This is a genomic window from Paracidovorax sp., from assembly GCF_057642795.1.
The window spans coordinates 32,151-51,595 of sequence record NZ_JBXYZY010000009.1 but is presented as its reverse complement, the minus strand read 5'-3'; the positions used below and the strand labels follow the sequence as shown (position 1 = coordinate 51,595).

At 66.1% G+C, this 19,445-nt stretch carries 21 protein-coding genes; 10 read left to right on the top strand and 11 right to left on the bottom strand.

Going from position 1 to position 19,445, the window contains the following annotated elements; genetic code table 11:
- Positions 1-42: 42 nt before the first annotated feature.
- From AC3A84_RS05050 to AC3A84_RS05030, 5 genes are all read left to right on the top strand, one after another.
- Positions 43-1,545, top strand: a complete 1,503-nt coding sequence (locus AC3A84_RS05050; protein WP_487968556.1) for a protein adenylyltransferase SelO — start codon at positions 43-45, stop codon at positions 1,543-1,545.
- A complete protein-coding gene (gene msrB / locus AC3A84_RS05045) occupies positions 1,542-1,955 on the top strand; it encodes a peptide-methionine (R)-S-oxide reductase MsrB (RefSeq protein WP_092939032.1) in 414 nt (137 codons plus the stop codon). Before AC3A84_RS05050 ends, msrB begins: the two co-directional genes overlap by 4 nt.
- Positions 1,956-2,028: 73 nt before the next feature.
- Positions 2,029-2,604, top strand: coding sequence for a septation protein A (locus tag AC3A84_RS05040; protein WP_487968555.1), 576 nt, complete (start codon positions 2,029-2,031; stop codon positions 2,602-2,604).
- Positions 2,601-2,888, top strand: coding sequence for a BolA family protein (locus AC3A84_RS05035; protein ID WP_487968554.1), 288 nt, complete (start codon positions 2,601-2,603; stop codon positions 2,886-2,888). Before AC3A84_RS05040 ends, AC3A84_RS05035 begins: the two co-directional genes overlap by 4 nt.
- Before the next feature lie 62 nt (positions 2,889-2,950).
- Positions 2,951-3,736: a peptidylprolyl isomerase gene (locus AC3A84_RS05030; RefSeq protein WP_487968553.1), complete on the top strand. Its 786-nt coding sequence runs from the start codon at positions 2,951-2,953 to the stop codon at positions 3,734-3,736.
- Between the two features lie 236 nt (positions 3,737-3,972).
- Here AC3A84_RS05030 and AC3A84_RS05025 read toward each other — a convergent pair whose 3' ends face one another.
- The 4 genes from AC3A84_RS05025 to AC3A84_RS05010 form a co-directional block, all read right to left on the bottom strand.
- Complete coding sequence (locus tag AC3A84_RS05025; RefSeq protein ID WP_487968552.1) at positions 3,973-5,100, bottom strand: branched-chain amino acid ABC transporter substrate-binding protein; 1,128 nt, start codon at positions 5,098-5,100, stop codon at positions 3,973-3,975.
- A 136-nt stretch (positions 5,101-5,236) separates the two neighbouring features.
- Positions 5,237-5,494 carry a hypothetical protein gene (locus AC3A84_RS05020; protein ID WP_487968551.1) on the bottom strand — a complete coding sequence of 86 codons (258 nt, stop codon included), beginning with the start codon at positions 5,492-5,494 and terminating at the stop codon, positions 5,237-5,239.
- A gap of 203 nt (positions 5,495-5,697) precedes the next feature.
- Entirely contained in the window at positions 5,698-6,132 is a 435-nt protein-coding gene (locus AC3A84_RS05015) for a DNA polymerase III subunit chi (protein WP_487968550.1), read from the bottom strand.
- A 38-nt stretch (positions 6,133-6,170) separates the two neighbouring features.
- Positions 6,171-7,706, bottom strand: coding sequence for a leucyl aminopeptidase (locus AC3A84_RS05010; RefSeq protein WP_487968549.1), 1,536 nt, complete (start codon positions 7,704-7,706; stop codon positions 6,171-6,173).
- Between the two features lie 23 nt (positions 7,707-7,729).
- On the opposite strand from AC3A84_RS05010, the gene lptF reads away from it, so the two are divergent.
- The 5 genes from lptF (at position 7,730) to AC3A84_RS04985 (ending at position 12,594) form a co-directional block, all read left to right on the top strand.
- Positions 7,730-8,824 (top strand): LPS export ABC transporter permease LptF, encoded by a 1,095-nt coding sequence (lptF, locus tag AC3A84_RS05005; RefSeq protein ID WP_487968548.1) that lies wholly within the window; start codon positions 7,730-7,732, stop codon positions 8,822-8,824.
- Complete coding sequence (gene lptG / locus AC3A84_RS05000; protein WP_487968547.1) at positions 8,821-9,945, top strand: LPS export ABC transporter permease LptG; 1,125 nt, start codon at positions 8,821-8,823, stop codon at positions 9,943-9,945. The genes lptF and lptG overlap by 4 nt, the downstream gene beginning before the upstream one ends.
- A gap of 17 nt (positions 9,946-9,962) precedes the next feature.
- Positions 9,963-10,358 (top strand): sirohydrochlorin chelatase, encoded by a 396-nt coding sequence (locus AC3A84_RS04995; RefSeq protein ID WP_487968546.1) that lies wholly within the window; start codon positions 9,963-9,965, stop codon positions 10,356-10,358.
- 69 nt (positions 10,359-10,427) lie between these two features.
- Entirely contained in the window at positions 10,428-11,369 is a 942-nt protein-coding gene (locus AC3A84_RS04990; protein ID WP_487968545.1) for a CysB family HTH-type transcriptional regulator, read from the top strand.
- A gap of 49 nt (positions 11,370-11,418) precedes the next feature.
- Positions 11,419-12,594, top strand: a complete 1,176-nt coding sequence (locus AC3A84_RS04985; protein ID WP_487968544.1) for a pyridoxal phosphate-dependent aminotransferase — start codon at positions 11,419-11,421, stop codon at positions 12,592-12,594.
- Between the two features lie 15 nt (positions 12,595-12,609).
- Here the strand turns inward: AC3A84_RS04985 and rng are convergent, their stop codons facing one another.
- The 7 genes from rng to AC3A84_RS04950 form a co-directional block, all read right to left on the bottom strand.
- Positions 12,610-14,097, bottom strand: coding sequence for a ribonuclease G (rng, locus tag AC3A84_RS04980; protein WP_487968543.1), 1,488 nt, complete (start codon positions 14,095-14,097; stop codon positions 12,610-12,612).
- A gap of 33 nt (positions 14,098-14,130) precedes the next feature.
- The gene (locus tag AC3A84_RS04975; protein ID WP_487968542.1) at positions 14,131-14,748 is read right to left on the bottom strand and encodes a Maf family protein; all 618 of its coding nucleotides are present in this window, start codon (positions 14,746-14,748) and stop codon (positions 14,131-14,133) included.
- Positions 14,749-14,873: 125 nt separating this feature from the next.
- Positions 14,874-15,341, bottom strand: coding sequence for a 23S rRNA (pseudouridine(1915)-N(3))-methyltransferase RlmH (gene rlmH / locus AC3A84_RS04970; RefSeq protein ID WP_092939017.1), 468 nt, complete (start codon positions 15,339-15,341; stop codon positions 14,874-14,876).
- A gap of 84 nt (positions 15,342-15,425) precedes the next feature.
- Positions 15,426-16,229, bottom strand: a complete 804-nt coding sequence (rsfS, locus tag AC3A84_RS04965) for a ribosome silencing factor (protein WP_487968541.1) — start codon at positions 16,227-16,229, stop codon at positions 15,426-15,428.
- Positions 16,230-16,384: 155 nt separating this feature from the next.
- Positions 16,385-17,392: an oxygen-dependent coproporphyrinogen oxidase gene (hemF, locus tag AC3A84_RS04960; RefSeq protein WP_487968540.1), complete on the bottom strand. Its 1,008-nt coding sequence runs from the start codon at positions 17,390-17,392 to the stop codon at positions 16,385-16,387.
- Positions 17,392-18,672, bottom strand: coding sequence for a phosphoribosylamine--glycine ligase (purD, locus tag AC3A84_RS04955; RefSeq protein ID WP_487968539.1), 1,281 nt, complete (start codon positions 18,670-18,672; stop codon positions 17,392-17,394). The genes hemF and purD overlap by 1 nt, the downstream gene beginning before the upstream one ends.
- The gene (locus tag AC3A84_RS04950; protein ID WP_487968538.1) at positions 18,669-19,388 is read right to left on the bottom strand and encodes a YebC/PmpR family DNA-binding transcriptional regulator; all 720 of its coding nucleotides are present in this window, start codon (positions 19,386-19,388) and stop codon (positions 18,669-18,671) included. Before AC3A84_RS04950 ends, purD begins: the two co-directional genes overlap by 4 nt.
- Positions 19,389-19,445 lie beyond the last annotated feature (57 nt).

The following is a 19,445-nucleotide window of genomic DNA, read 5'->3' as shown; positions in this document are numbered from 1 at the left end:
CCTTGCGCCACCGGGAGATAGGCCCTGCGAGACAATCGGCGCATGCCCTCCCCACTGCCTTCGGGCGACACATCCGCAAGCGCTGCCCTCGCCTGGCGCAATGGTTTCGCCGCCCTCGGCCCCGCCTTCTTCACCGACCTGCAGCCCACGCCGCTGCCTGCCGCACACGCCATCGCGGTCAGCGCAAGCGCCGCGGCCTGGATGGGCGTTGCGCCCACATGGCTGACTTCAGGCGAGGCGGTGCAGGCCTTCAGCGGCAACGCGGTGCTGCCCGGCATGCAGCCGATGGCATCGGTCTACAGCGGCCATCAGTTCGGCGTCTGGGCCGGACAGCTGGGCGACGGCCGCGCCATCCTTTTGGGCGAAACCCATGGCGGCATCGAAGTGCAGCTCAAGGGCGCCGGCCGCACGCCCTACTCGCGCATGGGCGACGGCCGGGCCGTGCTGCGCTCGTCCATCCGCGAGTTTTTGTGCAGCGAGGCCATGCACGCGCTGGGCGTGCCCACCACGCGCGCGCTCTGCCTTACCGGCTCGCCCGCACCCGTCTATCGCGAAGAGGTCGAAACCGCGGCCGTCGTGACGCGCCTCGCACCCAGCTTCATCCGCTTCGGGCATTTCGAGCACTTCTCTGCCCGCGGGCAAACCGAAGAGCTGCGCCAGCTGGCCGACTACGTCATCGACCGCTATTACCCCGACTGCCGAAGCACCACTGCCTTCGGCGGCAACGCCTATGCGGCGCTGCTGCAAGCGGTAAGCGAACGCACGGCGGCGCTGCTCGCGCACTGGCAGGCCGTGGGCTTCTGCCACGGCGTGATGAACACCGACAACATGAGCATCCTGGGGCTCACCATCGACTACGGCCCGTTCCAGTTCCTCGATGCCTTCGACCCCGGCCACATCTGCAACCACAGCGACAGCCAGGGACGCTACGCCTTCGGCCGGCAGCCCAACGTGGCCTACTGGAACCTCTATTGCCTGGCGCAGGCCCTTATGCCGCTGATCGGCGAGACGGAACACGCCCAGGCCGCGCTGGAATCGTACAAGGACGTTTTCCCGTCTGAATTCATCGCCCGCATGCGATCCAAGCTCGGCTTGGCGCAGCGCGGCGCCGACGAGTCGCAGGCTTCGGACGTCGCGCTGATCGAAGCGCTGCTGCAACTGCTGGCAGCAGGCAAGGTGGACTATCCGATCTTCTGGCGCCGCCTTTCGCATGCGCGCGCGTCGGGCGAGTACGAGCCCGTGCGCGACCTGTTTCTCGACCGTGCCGGCTGGGACGCCTGGCTGCTCACCTATCAGGAGCACGCGGCGCAGACGGACCCTGCGCGGGCGGCTGTTGCAATGCTCCAGGCCAACCCCAAGTTCGTGTTGCGTAACCACCTGGGCGAAGAAGCCATCCGCGCCGCCAAGGCGGGCGACTTTTCCGTGTTGCACACCTTGCAGGCGTTGCTGGAGCGACCCTTCGACGAACACGCAGAACAGGACGCCCATTGGGCCGACTTCCCGCCCGCATGGGCCTCCACCATCGAGATCAGCTGCTCATCATGACCTTCCCCATCGAGAAATCCGGAGCCGAATGGCAGGCTCTGCTGAAAGACAAAGGCGCCGAACCCGCCGCTTACCAGGTCACTCGCCACGCGGCCACCGAACGCCCCTTCACCGGCAAGTACGAGGCCTACTGGGCCGACGGCAGCTACCACTGCATCTGCTGCGGCGCCAAGCTGTTCGACTCGGACACCAAGTTCGACGCGGGCTGTGGCTGGCCCAGCTTTTCGCAGGCCGTGCCCGGCGCCATCAAGGAAGTGGTGGACCGCAGCCATGGCATGGTCCGTACCGAAACCGTGTGCGCCCAGTGCGGGGCGCACCTGGGCCACGTCTTCGAAGACGGCCCGGCCCCCACAGGTTTGCGATACTGCATGAATTCCGCGTCGCTCGACTTCGAGCCGCCGGCACGCTGATAGCCCCGCTCCAACCGTTCAGGGCGGAGAGGCTGCCACGCCGCCGGCCCGCACGCTCCATGCCCCTCGCTTCATGAAACTGCTGATCGACTTCTTCCCCATCATCCTGTTCTTCGTGGCCTTCAAGGTCTGGGGAATCTACGTGGCCACAGGCGTGACCATCGCCGCCACCGTGGCGCAGATCGCCTATCTGCGCGTCAAGCACGGCAAGGTCGAGCCCATGCAATGGGTGAGCCTTGGGGTGATCGTCGTCTTCGGCGGCGCCACGCTGCTCGCGCACAACGACACCTTCATCAAGTGGAAGCCCACGGTGCTCTACTGGCTGATGGCCGCGGCGCTGGTGCTGGGCCAACTCATCTTCCGCAAGAACCTGATCCGCTCCGTGATGGGTGGTCAGATGCAGCTGCCCGAACCGGTGTGGCGCACGCTGCAGTGGACCTGGGCGGGTTTCTTCTCGGTGATGGGCGTCGTCAACCTCTGGGTGGCTTACCGCTTCGACACCGACACCTGGGTCAACTTCAAGCTCTTCGGCGGCATGGGCCTGATGGTCGTCTTCGTCGTGCTGCAGGCACTCTACATCAGCCGCTTCCTCAAGGAAGGCTCTGCCGATGACGCGGTGGCACCAGGAACGAAGGATGTCCAGCCATGAGCGGCAACGACGCGCTTCTTCAATACCCCGTCACCGCCGACGCCATGCAGCGCCGCCTGACGGTAATGCTCACCCCAACCCACCTCGAAGTGCTGGACGAAAGTGCCGACCACGCGGGCCATGTAGGGTCCAATGGCACGGGTTTTGGTACCCACTTCAGGGTACGCATTGCGTCACCGTTCTTTACGGGGCGTACACGGGTGGCCCGTCATCGCCTTGTGTATGATGCGCTGCAGGTTTTTATTGACAACGGCGCCCATGCCATTGCCATAGAAACTCTCTGACCAGCCCCTCGCAGGGCACGCAGCCGCAGGTGCTGCAATCACTTCCTTTTTTTGGAAATCGAATGAAGAAAAAGCTCTTGTCCGGCCTCGTCGCCGCAGCTCTGCTGGGCACGGTGGTTCTGCCGGTCTCCGCGCAAAACATCGCCATCGTGAATGGCAAGGCCGTTCCCAAGGAACGCGCCGAAGCGCTGAAACAGCAAGTGGAACGCTCGGGCCGCCCCATCACTCCTGATATCGAAAGCCAAATCAAGGAAGAAGTGATCGCACGCGAAATCTTCATGCAGGAAGCGCAAAAGCGCGGCCTGGAAGGTTCTGCCGACTACAAGTCCCAAATGGAACTGGCTCGCCAGGCCATTTTGATCCGTGAGCTCTTCGCCGACTACCAGAAGAGCAACCCCGTCACCGACGCCGAAATCAAGGCGGAGTATGACAAGTACGTCGCCGCCAACACCGGCAAGGAATACAAGGCCAGCCACATCCTGGTGGACAAGGAAGATGATGCCAAGGCCATCATCGCCGCCATCAAGAAGGGCGCCAAGTTCTCTGACCTCGCCAAGAAGCAATCCAAGGACCCCGGCTCCGCTGCACGCGGCGGAGACCTGGACTGGGCTAACGCCAGCACCTACGTGCCCGAATTCACCGAAGCCCTGGTCAAGCTGAACAAGGGTCAGATGACGCAAGTGCCGGTCAAGAGCCAGTTCGGCTGGCATGTGATCCGCCTGGACGACGTGCGCGATGCGCAACTGCCCAAGCTGGAGGACGTGAAGCCCCAGATCGCACAGCAACTGCAACAGCAGAAGCTGGCCAAGTTCCAGGAAGACCTGCGCGCCAAGGCCAAGGTCGAGTGATTCCGACGTTCGCGCAGCCCGGCTCGTAGAAGAGCGGCTGGCGCTGAAGAAAAAAAACGGCCATTGGCCGTTTTTTTTCGTCTGTGTGCGGGCCCCGCCAAGGGCTTCGCCGCGGCGCTGCGCCGACACCATGAAAAAAGCCGGGAGGATCTGTACGATCCTCCCGGCTTTCGCTCATCTCCCGCCAGGTGCCTCGGCCTGAGCCGCACCCTTGCAGGCTATGACAGCATGCGCGCTCAGTTCAGAGGCGTCTTCTTGCCGTCCTTGTACACGTACAGCGTGATGGCGGGGTTCTTCAGTTCGCCGTTGGGCTCAAAGGCGATGTTGGCGGTCACGCCCTTGTAGTTGGACTTGGCCAGCTCAGGGGTATAGACCTTTGGATCCCACGAACCTGCACGCTTCATGGCATCGACCAGCAGCATGGTGGCGTCATAGGTGTAGGGGCTGTACACCTGGAACTGGCCGGGGTACTTGGCATCGTACTTGGCCTTCCAGGCCGTGCCGCCAGGCATCTTGGCCAGCGATGCGCCGCCTTCTGCGCAGACCACGTTGGACAGCGTCTTGGCACCCGCCGCCAGCTTGGCGATTTCGGACGTGCAGATGCCGTCGCCGCCGAAATACTTGACGTTGGTCATGCCCAGCTGTTCCATCTGGCGCAGCATGGGGCCGGCCTGGGGATCCATGCCGCCAAAGAAGATGCCGTCGGGGTTCTTGGCCTTGATGGCCGTCAGGATCGCCATGAAGTCAGTGGCCTTGTCAGTCGTGAACTGCTCGTCCACCACCTTGATGCCCTTCTCGGCCGCGACCTTCTTGAACACGGTGGCAACGCCCTGGCCGTAGGCTGTGCGGTCGTCGATGATAGCCACGGACTTGAGCTTCAGCGTGTCAGACGCATAGGCAGCCAGGCCAGCGCCCAGGGCGTTGTCGTTGGCGATGATGCGGAAGGTGGTCTTGTAGCCGGGCTTGGTCAGGTTGGGGTTCGTGGCCGCACCGGTGACGTGAGGGATACCGCAGTCGTTGTAGACCTTGGAAGCGGGGATGGTGGTACCAGAGTTCAGGTGACCCACCACGCCGGCGACCTTGGCGTCGCACAGCTTTTGGGCAGCAGCGGTACCTTGCTTCGGATCGGCTGCATCGTCTTCGGCCTGCAGTTCAAACTTGACCTTCTTGCCGCCGATGCTCACGCCTTGGGCGTTCAGCTCTTCGATCGCCATGCGGGCGCCGTTTTCATTGTCTTTGCCGTAATGCGCTTGCGCACCAGAAACCGGGCCCACGTGGCCGATCTTCACCACTTCTTGGGCGGTGGCCATGCCTGCCACTGCGGCGATCGCTGCGAGGACGGTCAGTTTCAACTTCAATTGCATAGGGATCTCCAATAAAGGTAAACGCTGAGAAATATTGTTGTGTCTCAACGCGGGGAAACATATCGCAATTTACGGGCCAGAACACTAGGGAACACGCGAAACATCGTCGGAATTCACAGGGATAAACCCTGTCAACTCACAACGGAGTCGCGCGGCCGGGTGCCAGTTCATCGGCCACCGCCTCATAAACCGCATGCCGCACCACCGACTCGACCTCCTCCCTCAAGCGCGGCACCAGGGAGCGCGTTTGCTCCTGCACCACGGTGGCGATGGCTTCGCGCAGGCGCTGGTCGAGCACCACATCCACTCGCTGCATGACGCGGTGGACGATGTACTCCTCGATGCCTTCGGGCAAAGCCGAAAGCGGCGGTTGCGGAGTGGGCGCCAAAGGCAAGGCAGAGTGCGCCGGGGGCTTCGCCCCCTCCCCGGGCGCGAGCGGCCCTACAGAGACGGAAGGCGTGGCGACCGTTGGTGGCGGTGAGGCAAACACGGCCGCTGGCAGCACCTCGTTCGCAATGTCGTCGACCTGCACCACCTCGGTGAGCGTGGGCACAAATTTGGGGGGCTGCCCTGCGGGAGTTTGCGGCGCTGCCACGGTCAGCCGCCTTTCAGCACCAGATCGTGGCGAATGATTGCGTAGCCCCGCGATGCGTAATGCCGCCAGCGCTCCCGCGCGGCCTGACGGTCAGCTTCGTCCTGGCTGCTCACGACCTCGATCAGCTTGCCGAAGCGACTGAAGGCCGCCGGCACGTCCGCCCAGAGGTTGAGCAATACGTCGCTGTGCGGCGCGCTCCCCGCATCGGGGACCAGGATCACGGGCGAGACCTTGCACATCTCCTCGTCTGCATCGCCCCGGCAGTGGGCGACGAAGTCGGTAGGCGCCATGGCCCAGAGCATGCGATCGAGCTGTTCGAGCTGATCCTGTGGTCCTGTGACGGCCAGCCGGACGTCTGCGCGGGACACCTTGCGTGCGAACCGGCAAGCGTAGGCCAGCTTGTCAGGCGCATTGAAATGGAACGCGATCTCGGTCATCGCCGCCGCATGGGTTGGGGCATGGACTTGCAGGCGCCTCAAGCGGCCGAGCGCAACGCCTTGGCAGGCGCCGAGGCAGACGTGTTGACCGCTCTGCGACGCGTGGCACCCGCTCGCGCGGTACCTGCTGCAGCACCGCGGGCTACGTCCAGCAGGTAATGCACCAGCAGGCCCACGGGCCGGCCCGTTCCGCCCTTGGCCGCGCCACCCTTCCAGGCCGTGCCGGCGATGTCCAGATGCGCCCAGGGCGTGTCGCCCACGAAGCGCTGCAAGAACTTCGCAGCGGTGATGGAGCCGCCAGCGCGCCCGCCCACGTTGCCCATATCGGCAAAATTACTCTTCAGGCTCTCGGCGTACTCATCGTCCAGCGGCATGCGCCAGCAGGGGTCGAGCGCGGCCTCGCCAGCGGCTTGGAGCTTGGCGGCAAGCGCGTCGTCGCTGGCGAAGAGCCCGCTGCGCAGATTGCCCAGCGCGATCACGCAAGCGCCCGTGAGCGTGGCGATGTCCACCAGAGCCTGGGGCTTGAAGCGGGCCGCGTACGTTAGCGCGTCACACAGCACCAGTCGGCCTTCGGCGTCGGTGTTCAGCACCTCGACAGTGAGGCCGTTCATGGTGGTCACCACGTCGCCGGGCTTGACGGCGCGGCCGTCGGGCATGTTCTCGCAGGCGGGAATCAGTCCCACCACATTGATGGCGGGCTTGAGCTCGGCCAGGGCGCGGAAGGTGCCCAGCACACTGGCCGCGCCACCCATGTCGAACTTCATCTCGTCCATCTCCGCCGCCGGCTTGATGGAGATGCCGCCGGTGTCGAAGGTGATGCCCTTGCCCACCAGCACCACGGGCGGCACGCTCTTGGCGGCGCCGTTGTAATGCAGCTCAATGAAGCGCAACGGTTCTTCTGAACCCCGCGCCACAGCCATGAACGAACGCATGCCCAGACGCGCCACCTCGGCGGGCCCATGCACCTTGCATTGGACATTCGGCGCCTTGGCCAGTGTCTTGGCCGCATGGGCGAGCAGCGTGGGAGTGGCATGGTTGGCCGGCCGGTTGGCCCACTCGCGGGCGAAATCGACACCCGCCGCCACGCCCGTACCTCGGGCGAAGCCTTCACGCACGACTGCCGCATCAGGCACGCCCACGGTCACGCGGCCCAGGGCAGGCGCCTCCGCTTTGGACTTGGTGGCGGTGTACACGTAGCTGCCATCAGCCACGGCCAGCACGGCGGCGCAGACGGCATCCGCATCGCAGTCACCGGCGAACACCAGCGCGGCCCGCTTGATCTGAGGGCCCTTGAGCGCGGACGAGCACGCCAGCAGGGCCTGGCGCACCGCCTTGGCGCTGCCCTCGCCCGCACCGGCCAGCACCAGCCGGCGAGCGGCCACGGCGGGGGCGTTGTAGAGGGACAGACTCTTGCCCGCCTTGGCCTCCAGGTCACCTTGCTTCAAGGCATGCGCCACCAGCGTGGACAGCGCGTCGGACGCGGGCTTGAATCCCTCCGGCACCAGCACGATCAGCAAGTCGCACTTCTCGGCAGCGGCGGTGGATAGCGGCAGGGTCTTCAGATCGAAGTTCATAATCGGCGTTTTCCTTCGAGCCAATGTTATTCGATTCATCCATCCGCAAGGAGCTGGCGCGCAGCTTCGGGGCCACGCTGGTGGTGCTGATCACCGTGGTCATGACGATGATGCTGATCCGCACGCTGGGCCAAGCCGCGCGCGGCAGCGTGAGCCCATCGGACGTGATGCTGGTGATGGGTTTCACCGTGCTGGGGCAGTTGTCCACCATCCTCACCCTGAGCCTTTTCGTGGCCACCGTGAGCACACTTTCGCGCATGTACCGCGACAGCGAGATGGTGATCTGGTTCGCCAGCGGGCGCGGGCTCATGAGCCTGCTCGCGCCGCTGCTGCGCTTCGCCTGGCCGGTGATGCTGGCGGTCGCCGCGCTGGCGCTGGCCATATGGCCCTGGGCCAACCGCCAGGTGGTGGAGCTGCGCACGCAGTACGAGCAGCGCAGCGACATCGATCGCATCGCCCCGGGTGAATTCCAGGAATCGGCCAACGGCACGCGCGTCTTCTTCATCGACAAGGCAACATCCAACGCCGGCGAAGCCAGCAACGTGTTCGTCGCCACGACCGAGAAGGACCGAGAAACGGTCACTTCCGCGCGCAGCGCGCGGCTCGAAATGCGCAAGGGCGAGCGCATGGTCATCCTGAGTGACGGCCAGCGGCTGGAGGCCTCGCTGGACAAGCCCGACATCAAGGTCAGCGACTTCGTCGAGTACGGCATGCGCATCGGCTCCTCGTCGTCCAGCGGCTCAGATGAAGCGGCCGTGAAAACGCAGGACACGCTAACCCTGCTGCGCGACCCTACACCCAACGACCTGGCCGAGCTGGGCTGGCGCCTGGGCCTGGCATTCGCGGCACTCAACTTCGTCGTGCTGGGCCTGGCGATCGCCGTGGTCAACCCGCGCGCTGGCCGCAGCGGCAGCATGATGTTCGCCCTCTTCTCCTTCATCGTCTACTACAACCTCATGACCGTGGGCCAGAGCTGGGTGGCTGCCGGGCGCATGGGCCTGTGGCCCTTCATGCTGATGCTGCACGGCGGAGCGCTGGCCTTCGCGCTGGCGCTGTTGACCTGGCGCCATAACCACTGGTCGCTGCGCACGTTGCTGGGCGCACGGAGCACCGCATGAAGACCATCCGCCGCCTCATCTACCGCGAGGCCATCACCGGCGTCGCCTTCGTCACGCTGGCCTTCCTGGCACTGTTCTTCTTCTTCGACATGGTGGACGAGCTGCGCTGGGTGGGCCGTGCCGGCGAGGCCGGCTACACGCTGTCCTATGCACTGCTCTACGTGGCACTGAGCCTGCCCGCACACCTCTACGAATTGCTCCCGATCACCGTGCTGATCGGCACCATCTTCGTGATGGCGCGGCTGGCGCAGAGCTCCGAATTCACCATCATGCGCACCAGCGGGCTGGGTCCCTGGCGTGCGCTGCGCACGCTGCTGGTGCTGGGCTGCGGCTTCGCCATCCTGACCTTCGCGGTGGGGGACTACCTCGCGCCGCTCAGCGACAAGGCCTCGCAGCTGGTCAAGGCGCGGCGCACCGGGCAGATCAGCTCCGGCGCCACGGGCGCCTGGCTCAAAGAACGGCAGGGCGAGCATTCGATCGCTGTGAATGTGCGCGCGCTCGACACAAACGGCCACATGCGCAACGTGCGGGTGTACGAATTCGACGGGCGGGGCCGCGTCGTGTCCACCCTGCGGGCCGAGCGCGGCGAATTCGCGCCCGACGGCAACGGCTGGGACCTCGAAGGCGTGCACCGAAACATCTTCCATCAGGGGGGCGATGGCACTCAGGGCAGCCGCGCTGCGTACGTGGAGCGCTTCACGGAAGCTCAATACCGCTGGCCCACGCACATCAGCACCGACATGGTGGCTGCCTCCCTGCTCAAGCCCGACAAGATGGCGACGATCGATCTCTTCCAGTACATCCGCCACCTCGAATCGAACGGCCAGTCCGCCCAACGCTACGAGATCGAGTTCTGGCGCAAGGTGTTCTATCCGCTGAGCTGCCTGGTGATGGTCGTGTTGTCACTGCCCTTCGCCTACCTGCACTTCCGCTCGGGCGGCATCGCCACCTACGTGTTCGGCGGCGTGATGGCCGGCATCAGTTTCTTCCTGCTCAACAACGTGTTCGGCTATGCAGGCAACCTGCGCAACTGGTCGCCCTGGCTCACCGCCGCTGCGCCCGGGCTGATCTACACCGTGCTGTCGCTCGGCGCCTTCGGGTGGCTGGTGCTCAGACGATGACCCACCACAACGAATCCATGCCCTCTTCCTTCCACGAACACGACGGTGTCGTGCTGTTCGCCCATGGCTCGCGTGATCCGCTCTGGAGCAAGCCGATGGAGGCTGTTGCCGCGCGCATCGCGGCAGACCGGCCCGACCTGGCCGTGCAGTGCGCGTACCTCGAACTCAGCGAGCCCAACCTGCCCCAGGTGGTACGCGAGATGGCGGCCAGCGGCGTCGGACGCATCACCATCGTGCCCATGTTCCTCGGCACCGGCCGGCATGCGCGCGAGGATCTGCCGGTGCTGGTGCAGGAGCTGCGCACCGAACACCCCGCGCTGCATTTGCATGTGCAGCAGGCGATCGGCGAGGACGAGCGCATGACAGCCCTCATGGCGCAGATCGCCTGTGCCCCTTTCGACAGCGAAGAATAACCACCGCCCTGGGGTCCAACCCTTAGACGATTGCAGCATAATGATGCGACTTTTTAGCCGCAATCAGACATGAACCTGCACCAGTTTCGCTTCGTCCAGGAAGCCGCTCGCCGCAACCTGAACCTGACCGAAGCCGCCAAGGCGCTGCACACCTCCCAGCCCGGCGTTTCCAAGGCCATCATCGAACTGGAAGACGAGCTGGGCGTGGACATCTTTGCGCGCCATGGCAAGCGGCTCAAGCGCATCACCGAGCCTGGCCAGCACGTGCTCAAGAGCATTGAGCTCATCATGCGCGAGGTAGGCAACCTGAAGCGCATTGGCGAGCAGTTCAGCGCACAGGACAGCGGCACGCTGAGCATCGCCACCACCCACACGCAGGCGCGCTACGTGCTGCCGCTGCCGGTGGCCAAGCTGCGCGAGGCCTACCCCAAGGTCAACATCAGCCTGCACCAGGCCACGCCGCACGAGGTGGCGCGCATGGTGATCGACGAGGTGGCCGAGATCGGCATGGCGACCGAATCGCTCGCCGACTATCCGGACCTGGTCACCCTGCCCTGCTACGAATGGCAGCACGTGCTGGTCATGCCCTCGGCGCACCCACTGGCGCAGAAGGAACGCATCGGCCTGGACGACATCGCGCACGAATCGCTGGTGACCTACCACCCTTCCTTCACCGGCCGCGGCAAGATCGACCAGGCCTTCGCCGCGCGCAAGCTGCAGCCGCGCATCGTGCTGGAGGCCATCGACTCCGACGTCATCAAGACCTATGTGCGCCTGGGCCTGGGCGTAGGCATCGTGGCCGAGATGGCCATGCGCGACGACCCGCTCAGCGACCTGGTGGTGCGCCCACTGGGCCACCTCTTCGGCCAAAGCGTGGCGCGCGTAGCCTTCAAGCGCGGCGCCTACTTGCGCAACTTCGTCTTCAAGTTCGCCGAACTGCTGAGCGACCGGCTGAACCGCGAACTCATCTCTCGCGCAATGACCGGGCACGTCAACGACTACGAGCTCTGACGCCTCTCGCGCAGCATTGATCGCCCCCCGCTCCATCGCCTTTCGCCGCATGAACTCCGCCGCACCGCTTTCAACCCGCACGCCCGCCGTCCCTAGCAAGCTGCCCCAGGTAGGCACCACCATCTTCACCGTGATGTCAGCGCTTGCGGCCGAACATGGCGCGGTGAACCTGGGCCAGGGCTTTCCAGATTTCGCCTGCGACCCGGCGCTGGTCGATGCCGTGACCCGTGCCATGCAGGCCGGCCACAACCAGTACCCGCCCATGCCTGGCGTGCCGGCGCTGCGGCAGGCCGTGGCGCGCAAGATCGAGGCGCTGCACGGCCGCGCCTACGACGCGAACACCGAGATCACCATCACCGCCGGCGCCACGCAGGCCATCCTCACGGCCATCCTCGCCACGGTGCGGCCGGGCGACGAGGTGATCGTGCTGGAGCCCTGCTACGACAGCTACGTGCCCAACATCGAACTGGCCGGCGGCACCGTGGTGCGCGTACCGCTGGTGCCCGGCAGCTTCCGGCCGGACTTCGCGGCCATCGGCGCGGCCATCACGCCGCGCACGCGCGCGATCATCGTCAACACGCCGCACAACCCCAGCGCCACCGTGTGGACGGAGCAGGACATGCTGGCGCTGCAGGAGTTGCTGGCGCCCACCGACGTGCTGCTCATCAGCGACGAGGTCTATGAGCACATGGTGTTCGACGGTGCCGAGCACCAGAGCGCGGCACGCTTTCCGGGCCTGGCGGCGCGCGCCTTCATCGTCTCCAGCTTTGGCAAGACCTTCCATGTGACGGGCTGGAAAGTCGGCACGGTGGCCGCACCCGCGCCGCTCACAGCGGAGTTCCGCAAGGTGCACCAGTTCAACGTGTTCACCGTCAACACGCCCATGCAGCACGGCCTCGCAGCCTATCTGGATGACCCCGCGCCCTACCTGCAGCTGCCGGCCTTCTACCAGGCCAAGCGCGACCTGTTCCGCCAGGGACTGGAGGGCTCGCGCCTGAAGCTGCTGCCCAGCACGGGCAGCTACTTCCAGTGCGTGGACATCTCGGCCGTGAGCGACCTGGGAGAGGCCGACTTCTGCCAGTGGCTCACCCGCGAGATCGGCGTGGCGGCGATCCCGCTCTCGGCCTTCTACGGCGACGGCTTCGACCAGCGCGTGGTGCGCTTTTGCTTCGCCAAGCAGGACGCGACGCTGCGCGAGGCGATCGCGCGGCTCAAGAAGCTCTGAACCGCGCGTTCGGGTTCAGAGCAGCACGATGTCGTACTGCTCCTGCGCCATGGCGCTTTCGGACTGCAGCGAGATCGGCTTGCCGATGAAGTCCGAGAGGCCAGCCAGATGCTGGCTTTCCTCGTCGAGGAACAGCTCCACCACGCGCGGCGAGGCGACCACGCGGAACTCGCGCGGGTTGAACTGGCGCGCCTCGCGCAATATCTCGCGCAGCACGTCGTAGCAGACGCTGCGCGCCGTCTTCACCTGGCCCTTGCCCTGGCAGTGGGCGCAGGGTTCGCAGAGCATGTGGGCCAGCGATTCGCGTGTGCGCTTGCGCGTCATCTCCACCAGGCCCAGCTGCGAGAAGCCGCCCGCCGTGGTCTTCACCCGGTCGCGCCCCAGCTGCTTGCGGAACTCGGCCAGCACGGCGGTCTGGTGGTCTTCGCGCACCATGTCGATGAAGTCCACGATGATGATCCCGCCCAGGTTGCGCAGCCGCAGCTGGCGGGCGATGGCGCCGGCCGCCTCCAGGTTGGTGCGGAAGATGGTGTCGTCGAAATTGCGGGCGCCCACGTAGCCGCCGGTGTTCACGTCCACCGTGGTCAGCGCCTCGGTCTGGTCCACGATGAGGTAGCCGCCCGATTTCAGATCGACCCGACGGCCCAGGGCCCGGGCGATCTCTTCGTCGATGGCGTAGAGGTCGAAGATCGGCCGCTCGCCCTTGTAGAGCTGCAGCTTGGGCACGGCCGCCGGCATGAATTCGGTGCCGAAGGCATGCAGCTGCGCGAACTGCTCGCGCGAATCGATGCGGATGCTCGTCGTCTCCTCGCCCACCAAATCGCGCAGCACGCGCTGCAGCAGGCTCAGGTCCTGGTGCAGCAGCGAGCCGGCCGGCAGGCGCAGCCCGGCCTGCTTGATGCGCGCCCAGGTCTTGCGCAGGTAGGCGATGTCTTCAGCCAGTTCGGCATCGGACGAATCCTCGCCGTTGGTGCGCAGGATGAAGCCGCCGCCGCCACCCGTGGCCTTGTCGCCCACCAGCGCCTGCAGCCGCGCGCGCAGCGCGTCGCGCTCGGCCACCGGAATCTTCTGCGAGACGCCGATGTGGTCGTCCTGCGGCAGGAAGACCAGCAGCCGTCCCGCGATGCTGATCTGCGTGGACAGACGCGCGCCCTTGGTGCCGATGGGGTCCTTGATGACCTGCACCATGATGGACTGGCCCTCGAACACCTGCTTTTCGATGGGCACGGGCGGCTCGCCCTTGCGCGCGAACATGGGCGCCTCGCCGCCCTCCTGGCGGTGCCAGACGTCGGCCACGTGCAGGAAGGCCGCACGGTCCAGGCCGATGTCGATGAAGGCCGACTGCATGCCCGGCAGCACCCGCGAGACCTTGCCCAGATAGACGTTGCCCACCAGCCCGCGCTCCAGCGTGCGCTCCACGTGCAACTCCTGCACGGCGCCGTGCTCCACGACGGCCACGCGGGTTTCCTGGGGCGACCAGTTGATGAGGATGTCTTGTTGCATGGTGTGGGCGATAGGGATAGGAGAAAGGCTCGCTCAGAGAGCGAAGCCCGCCTGGCGCAGCAGCTGCGCCGTCTCGAACATGGGCAAGCCCATGATGCCCGAATAGCTGCCCGCAAGATGTTCCACATGCGCTGCGGCCCGGCCCTGGATGCCGTAGGCGCCGGCCTTGCCCATGGGCTCGCCGGTGGCGACGTAGGCATCGATCTGCGCGGCCGTCATCGGCGCGAAGCGCACCTGCGAGACCGAGAGCGCCGCCCGCCGTGGCCCGATGGCGGCCTGCAGCGCCACCGCCGTCAGCACGCGGTGCTCACGCCCGGCCAGGCGCGCCAGCATGCGGGCGGCGTCCTGCTCGTCGTCCGGCTTGCCGAGGATGTCTGAACCCAGCGCCACCGTGGTGTCGGAGCACAGGATGGGCGCATCGGGCAGGCCACGGCGCGCGCGCCGGGCGATGGCGGCATCGAGCTTCAGGCCGGTCACGCGCTGCACGTAGGCATCAGGCGATTCGCCGGGCAGCACGGCCTCGATGGCTTCGGCGTCTTCGGGCTCATCGCCGGGCGCGTTGGGCAGCAGCAGTTCATGGCGCACGCCCAGCTGCTCCAGCAGTTGGCGGCGGCGCGGGCTTTGCGAGGCGAGGTAGATGAAGTCGGCCATAGGGTTTGAATCGGGAATTCGGCAAGAAAAGTGCCCTCAGCGCTTGATATGCCTCCGCAGGAAGCTATCAAAAGATGAGCACAAAGATCGGACGGCGGCTGCGACGCGCGGCAGCTCGCGCGCCCTCACTCCCGATGGTACGGGTGACCGGCGTTGACGGACCATGCCCGGTAGAGCTGCTCGATCAGCAGCACCCGCACCATGGCGTGCGGCAGGGTCAGGTCGGAAAGACGGATGCGCTCGTGCGCCGACTGCCGGAAGGCCGGCTCCAGGCCGTCGGGACCACCGATGACCAGAGCCACGTCATCGCCGCCCATCTGCCAATCCTTCAGGCGCTGGGCCAGGGCTTTGGTGGTCAGGTTGGTGCCGCGCTCGTCGAGCACGACGATACGCGTGCCGCGCGGAATGGCGGCCTCGATGCGCTCGCGCTCGGCGGCGTAGAGGGTTTCCAGCGTCTTGGAGCCGCGCGGCTCGGTCTTGACGGCCTTGAGCTCGACTTTCAGCTCGGGCGGAAAGCGCTTGGCGTAATCGTCATAGGCCGTCTGTGCCCAGTCGGGTACACGCTGGCCCACGGCCACGATCAGGAGCTTCATCGGCGGGCAGGTGGATGGGTCACGGGAAAGGGGAAACGCACGGGGCGCCGCTGTTCAGGCGCCCCGCGATGGCCCTGGAGGGCCTCAGACGGCCTTCTTGCGGGCCGGAGCCTTCTTGGCTGCCGCAACGGCCGGGCGTGCCGAGGTCCTCGCGCCAGACTTCGGGGCAGCCTTGGCAGCAGTCTTCTTCACGGCGGGCTTGACCACCACGGTCTTGACCGTCTTCACAGACTTGGCGGCCGGTGCCTTTGCAGCAGTCGTCTTGGCCGCAGTGGCCTTCGATGCCGGCTTGGCAGCGGTCGTCTTGACCGGGGCGCGGGACGCAGTTGCCGCGGCCTTCTTCGCAGGCGCCTTCTTGGCTTCGGCCGGCGCAGCAGCGGCGGGCTTGGCCTTGGAAACGCCGGGCTTGCGTGCCGGCTGGGCCGGGGCGGCGGCAGCGGCCTTCTTGCGGGCCGGCTTCTTCTTGGCCGAAGCGTCTTCGCTGGCGACCGCGGCGGCAGGCTTGGGCGCGCCCAGCTTCAGGCGCACGGGCTTATCGCCCCAGATCTCCTCGAGCCGGTAGTACTGGCGGATGGCGGGCTGCATGATGTGCGCCACGGCGGCGCCGCAGTCCACGATGATCCACTCGCCGTTGTCCTCGCCCTCGGTGCGGGGCTTGGGAAAGCCCGCTTCGCGCACCGCGTCGCGCACGCTGGAGGCCAGCGCCTTGGTCTGGCGGTTGGACGTGCCCGAGGCCACGATGACCCGCTCGAACAGCGGGGACAGGTGCTCGGTGTTGAACACCTGCACGTCTTGCGCCTTGACGTCTTCCAGCCCGTCCACGATGGCGCGCTGGAGCTTGGTCACGTCTTTCTTGGCGGCGGATTCCGATTTGCTGGAGGTGGTCATCAGGCTGTGTTCAGTGAGGAGGAAATAGGTTTATAGCGGGCTGGCGAAGCGCCGGCCAGTAGGACCGATCCCTCCACCTTCCGGCATGCAGGCGCCGGATCGGATGCTTTTCAGGCACTTGGCGCAATGGCTTCAAGCGCTGGCAGCTATCAAAATTATAGTTGATCGCCTTCGGAGGCACCCAGCCAGTCGCGGCGCTGCAGGAAGCGTGCCGTCAGTTCGGCCTCGGGCGAGCCCGGTGGATCCTGCCGCTGGTAAGCCCAGCCGGCCAGCGGCGGCATCGACAGCAGGATGGATTCGGTGCGCCCGCCCGACTGCAGGCCGAAGTGCGTGCCCCGGTCCCAGACCAGGTTGAATTCGACGTAGCGCCCGCGGCGGTAGAGCTGGAATGCGCGCTCGCGCTCGCCGTAGGGCATGGATTGGCGGCGCTCCACGATGGGCAGGTAGGCGCCCAGGAAGGCATCGCCCACCGACTGCATCATGGCCAGGCTCTGCTCGAAGCCCAGCTCGGAGAAGTCGTCGAAAAAGATGCCGCCCACCCCGCGCTGCTCGCCCCGGTGCTTGAGGAAGAAGTACTCGTCGCACCACTGCTTGAAGCGGGGGTATTTGTCGTCGCCGAAAGGCGCCAGCGCCTGCTGGCAGCTGCGGTGGAAATGCACGGCGTCTTCGTCGAAGCCGTAGAAGGGCGTCAGGTCCATGCCGCCGCCGAACCAGCACACGGGCTCGGCCCCCGGATGGCCGGCCGCGATCATGCGCACGTTCATGTGGACGGTGGGCAGGTAGGGGTTGCGCGGGTGGAACACCAGCGACACGCCCATGGCCTCGAACGGCGCGCCGGCCAGTTCCGGCCGGTGGGCCGTGGCCGAAGGCGGCAGGCGCGGCCCGCGCACGTGCGAGAAGCCGCAGCCGGCGCGCTCGAACACGCGCCCGCTTTCCAGGATCTGGGTGATGCCGTCGCCCTGGAGCGTTTCGCCCGCTGGTTTGCTCCACGCGTCGGCGAGAAACCGCGCCCCGCCCTGCTCCGCCGGGCCTTCGACCTGTTCCAGTGCATCGGTGATGCGGGCTTGCAGGCCGACCAGGTAGCCGCGCACCCGGGCGGCCACGCCACCGGGGTGCAAAGGCTGCTGCGAGGGCTGCGACTGCAAAGGCGCGCCGGCTTCCATCAGCTCTTGATGGCGCGGTGGCCGATGTCGCGGCGGTACTGGGCGCCGTCGAAGTGGATGCCGCGCGCCACGTCATAGACGCGCTGCTGCGCCTGCTTGACGCTGTCAGCCAGTGCCGTCACGCACAGCACACGGCCACCCGTGGTGTGGGGAACGCCATCCTTGAGGGCCGTTCCGGCATGGAACACCATGGCGTCGTCGGCATCGGCCGGCAGGCCGTTGATCGCGTCGCCCTTGCGCGGATCTTCGGGGTAGCCGTGCGCGGCCATCACCACGCCCAGCGCGGGGCGGCGGTCCCACTGCATCTCGACCTGGTCGAGCTTGCCGTCGATCGCAGCGCCCAGCACGTCCACCAGATCGCTCTTGAGGCGCATCAGGATGGGCTGGGTCTCGGGGTCGCCCATGCGGCAGTTGAATTCCAGCGTCTTGGGGTGGCCGCCCGCATCGATCATCAGGCCGGCGTAGAGGAAGCCGGTGTAGGGAATGCCGTCCTTTTCCATGCCACGGATGGTGGGCAGGATGATCTCGCGCATGGCGCGGGCGTGGACGTCGGCCGTAACCACGGGCGCGGGCGAATACGCGCCCATGCCGCCGGTGTTCGGGCCCTGGTCGCCGTCCTTGAGGCGCTTGTGATCCTGGCTGGTGGCGAGGGCCGCCACGTTCTTGCCGTCGCACAGCACGATGAAGGAGGCTTCCTCGCCTTCGAGGAACTGCTCGATCACCACGCGGGCGCCGCCGTCGTTGTGGCTCACGCCGTACTTGTTGTCCACCAGCATGAAGTCCACCGCGTCGTGGGCTTCCTGCAGCGTCATCGCCACGACCACGCCCTTGCCGGCGGCCAGGCCGTCGGCCTTGACGACGATGGGCGCGCCCAGGCGGTCCACGTAGGCGTGGGCTGCTGCCGGGTCGGTGAAGGCTTCGTATTCGGCCGTGGGGATGCCGTGGCGCTTCATGAAGGCCTTGGAGAAGGCCTTGGAGCTTTCGAGCTGCGCGGCGGCCTTGGTAGGTCCGAAGATGCGCAGGCCGTGCGCGCGGAACTCGTCCACCACGCCGGCGGCCAGAGGCGCCTCGGGGCCGACAACGGCCAGGGCGACCTTTTGCTCCTGCGCCCACGCGCGCAGCTCGCGCACGTCGGTAATGGGCAGGTTCTGCAGCTTGGGATTCATGGCCGTGCCGCCGTTGCCGGGGGCCACGTAGACCTTGCTGACCTTGGGCGACTGGCTGATCTTCCAGGCCATTGCGTGTTCACGGCCGCCGCCACCAATCACGAGAATTTTCATAAGGCTGCGTTGTGATAGACCTCTTGCACGTCGTCCAGGTCTTCCAGGACGTCGAGCAGTTTCTGCATGCGGGTGGCGTCGTCGCCCTCCAGCTCGATGGTGTTTTCTGCGCGCATGGTGACTTCAGCGATCTCGGGCTGGAAGCCGGCCGCCTCCAGGGCGTTCTTCACCGCCTCGAAGTCTGCGAAGGCCGTCAGCACCTCGATGGCGCCGTCGTCGCCCGTCACCACGTCTTCGGCGCCGGCTTCCAGCGCCGCTTCCATGACGCGGTCTTCATCGGTGCCGGGGGCGAAGATGAGCTGGCCGCAGTGCTTGAACTGGAAGGCCACCGAGCCTTCGGTGCCCATGTTGCCGCCGTGCTTGCTGAAAGCGTGGCGCACTTCTGCAACGGTGCGCACGCGGTTGTCGGTCATGGTGTCCACGATGATGGCCGCGCCGCCGATGCCGTAGCCTTCATAGCGGATCTCTTCGTAGTTCACACCCTCGGCATTGCCGGTGGCTTTGTCGATGTTGTATTTGATGCGGTCGGCCGGCATGTTGGCGGCCTTGGCCTTCTCGATCGCCAGACGCAAGCGCGGGTTGGCCGACACGTCGCCGCCACCGGCACGGGCCGCCACCGTGATTTCACGGATGATCCGGGTCCAGATCTTGCCGCGCTTCTCGTCCTGCCGCCCCTTGCGGTGCTGGATGTTCGCCCATTTACTATGTCCTGCCACGGTTGTCCTTTTTTGCTTTTCGTGCTGTATTAACCTTCAGTCCGCGATTTTACTTTT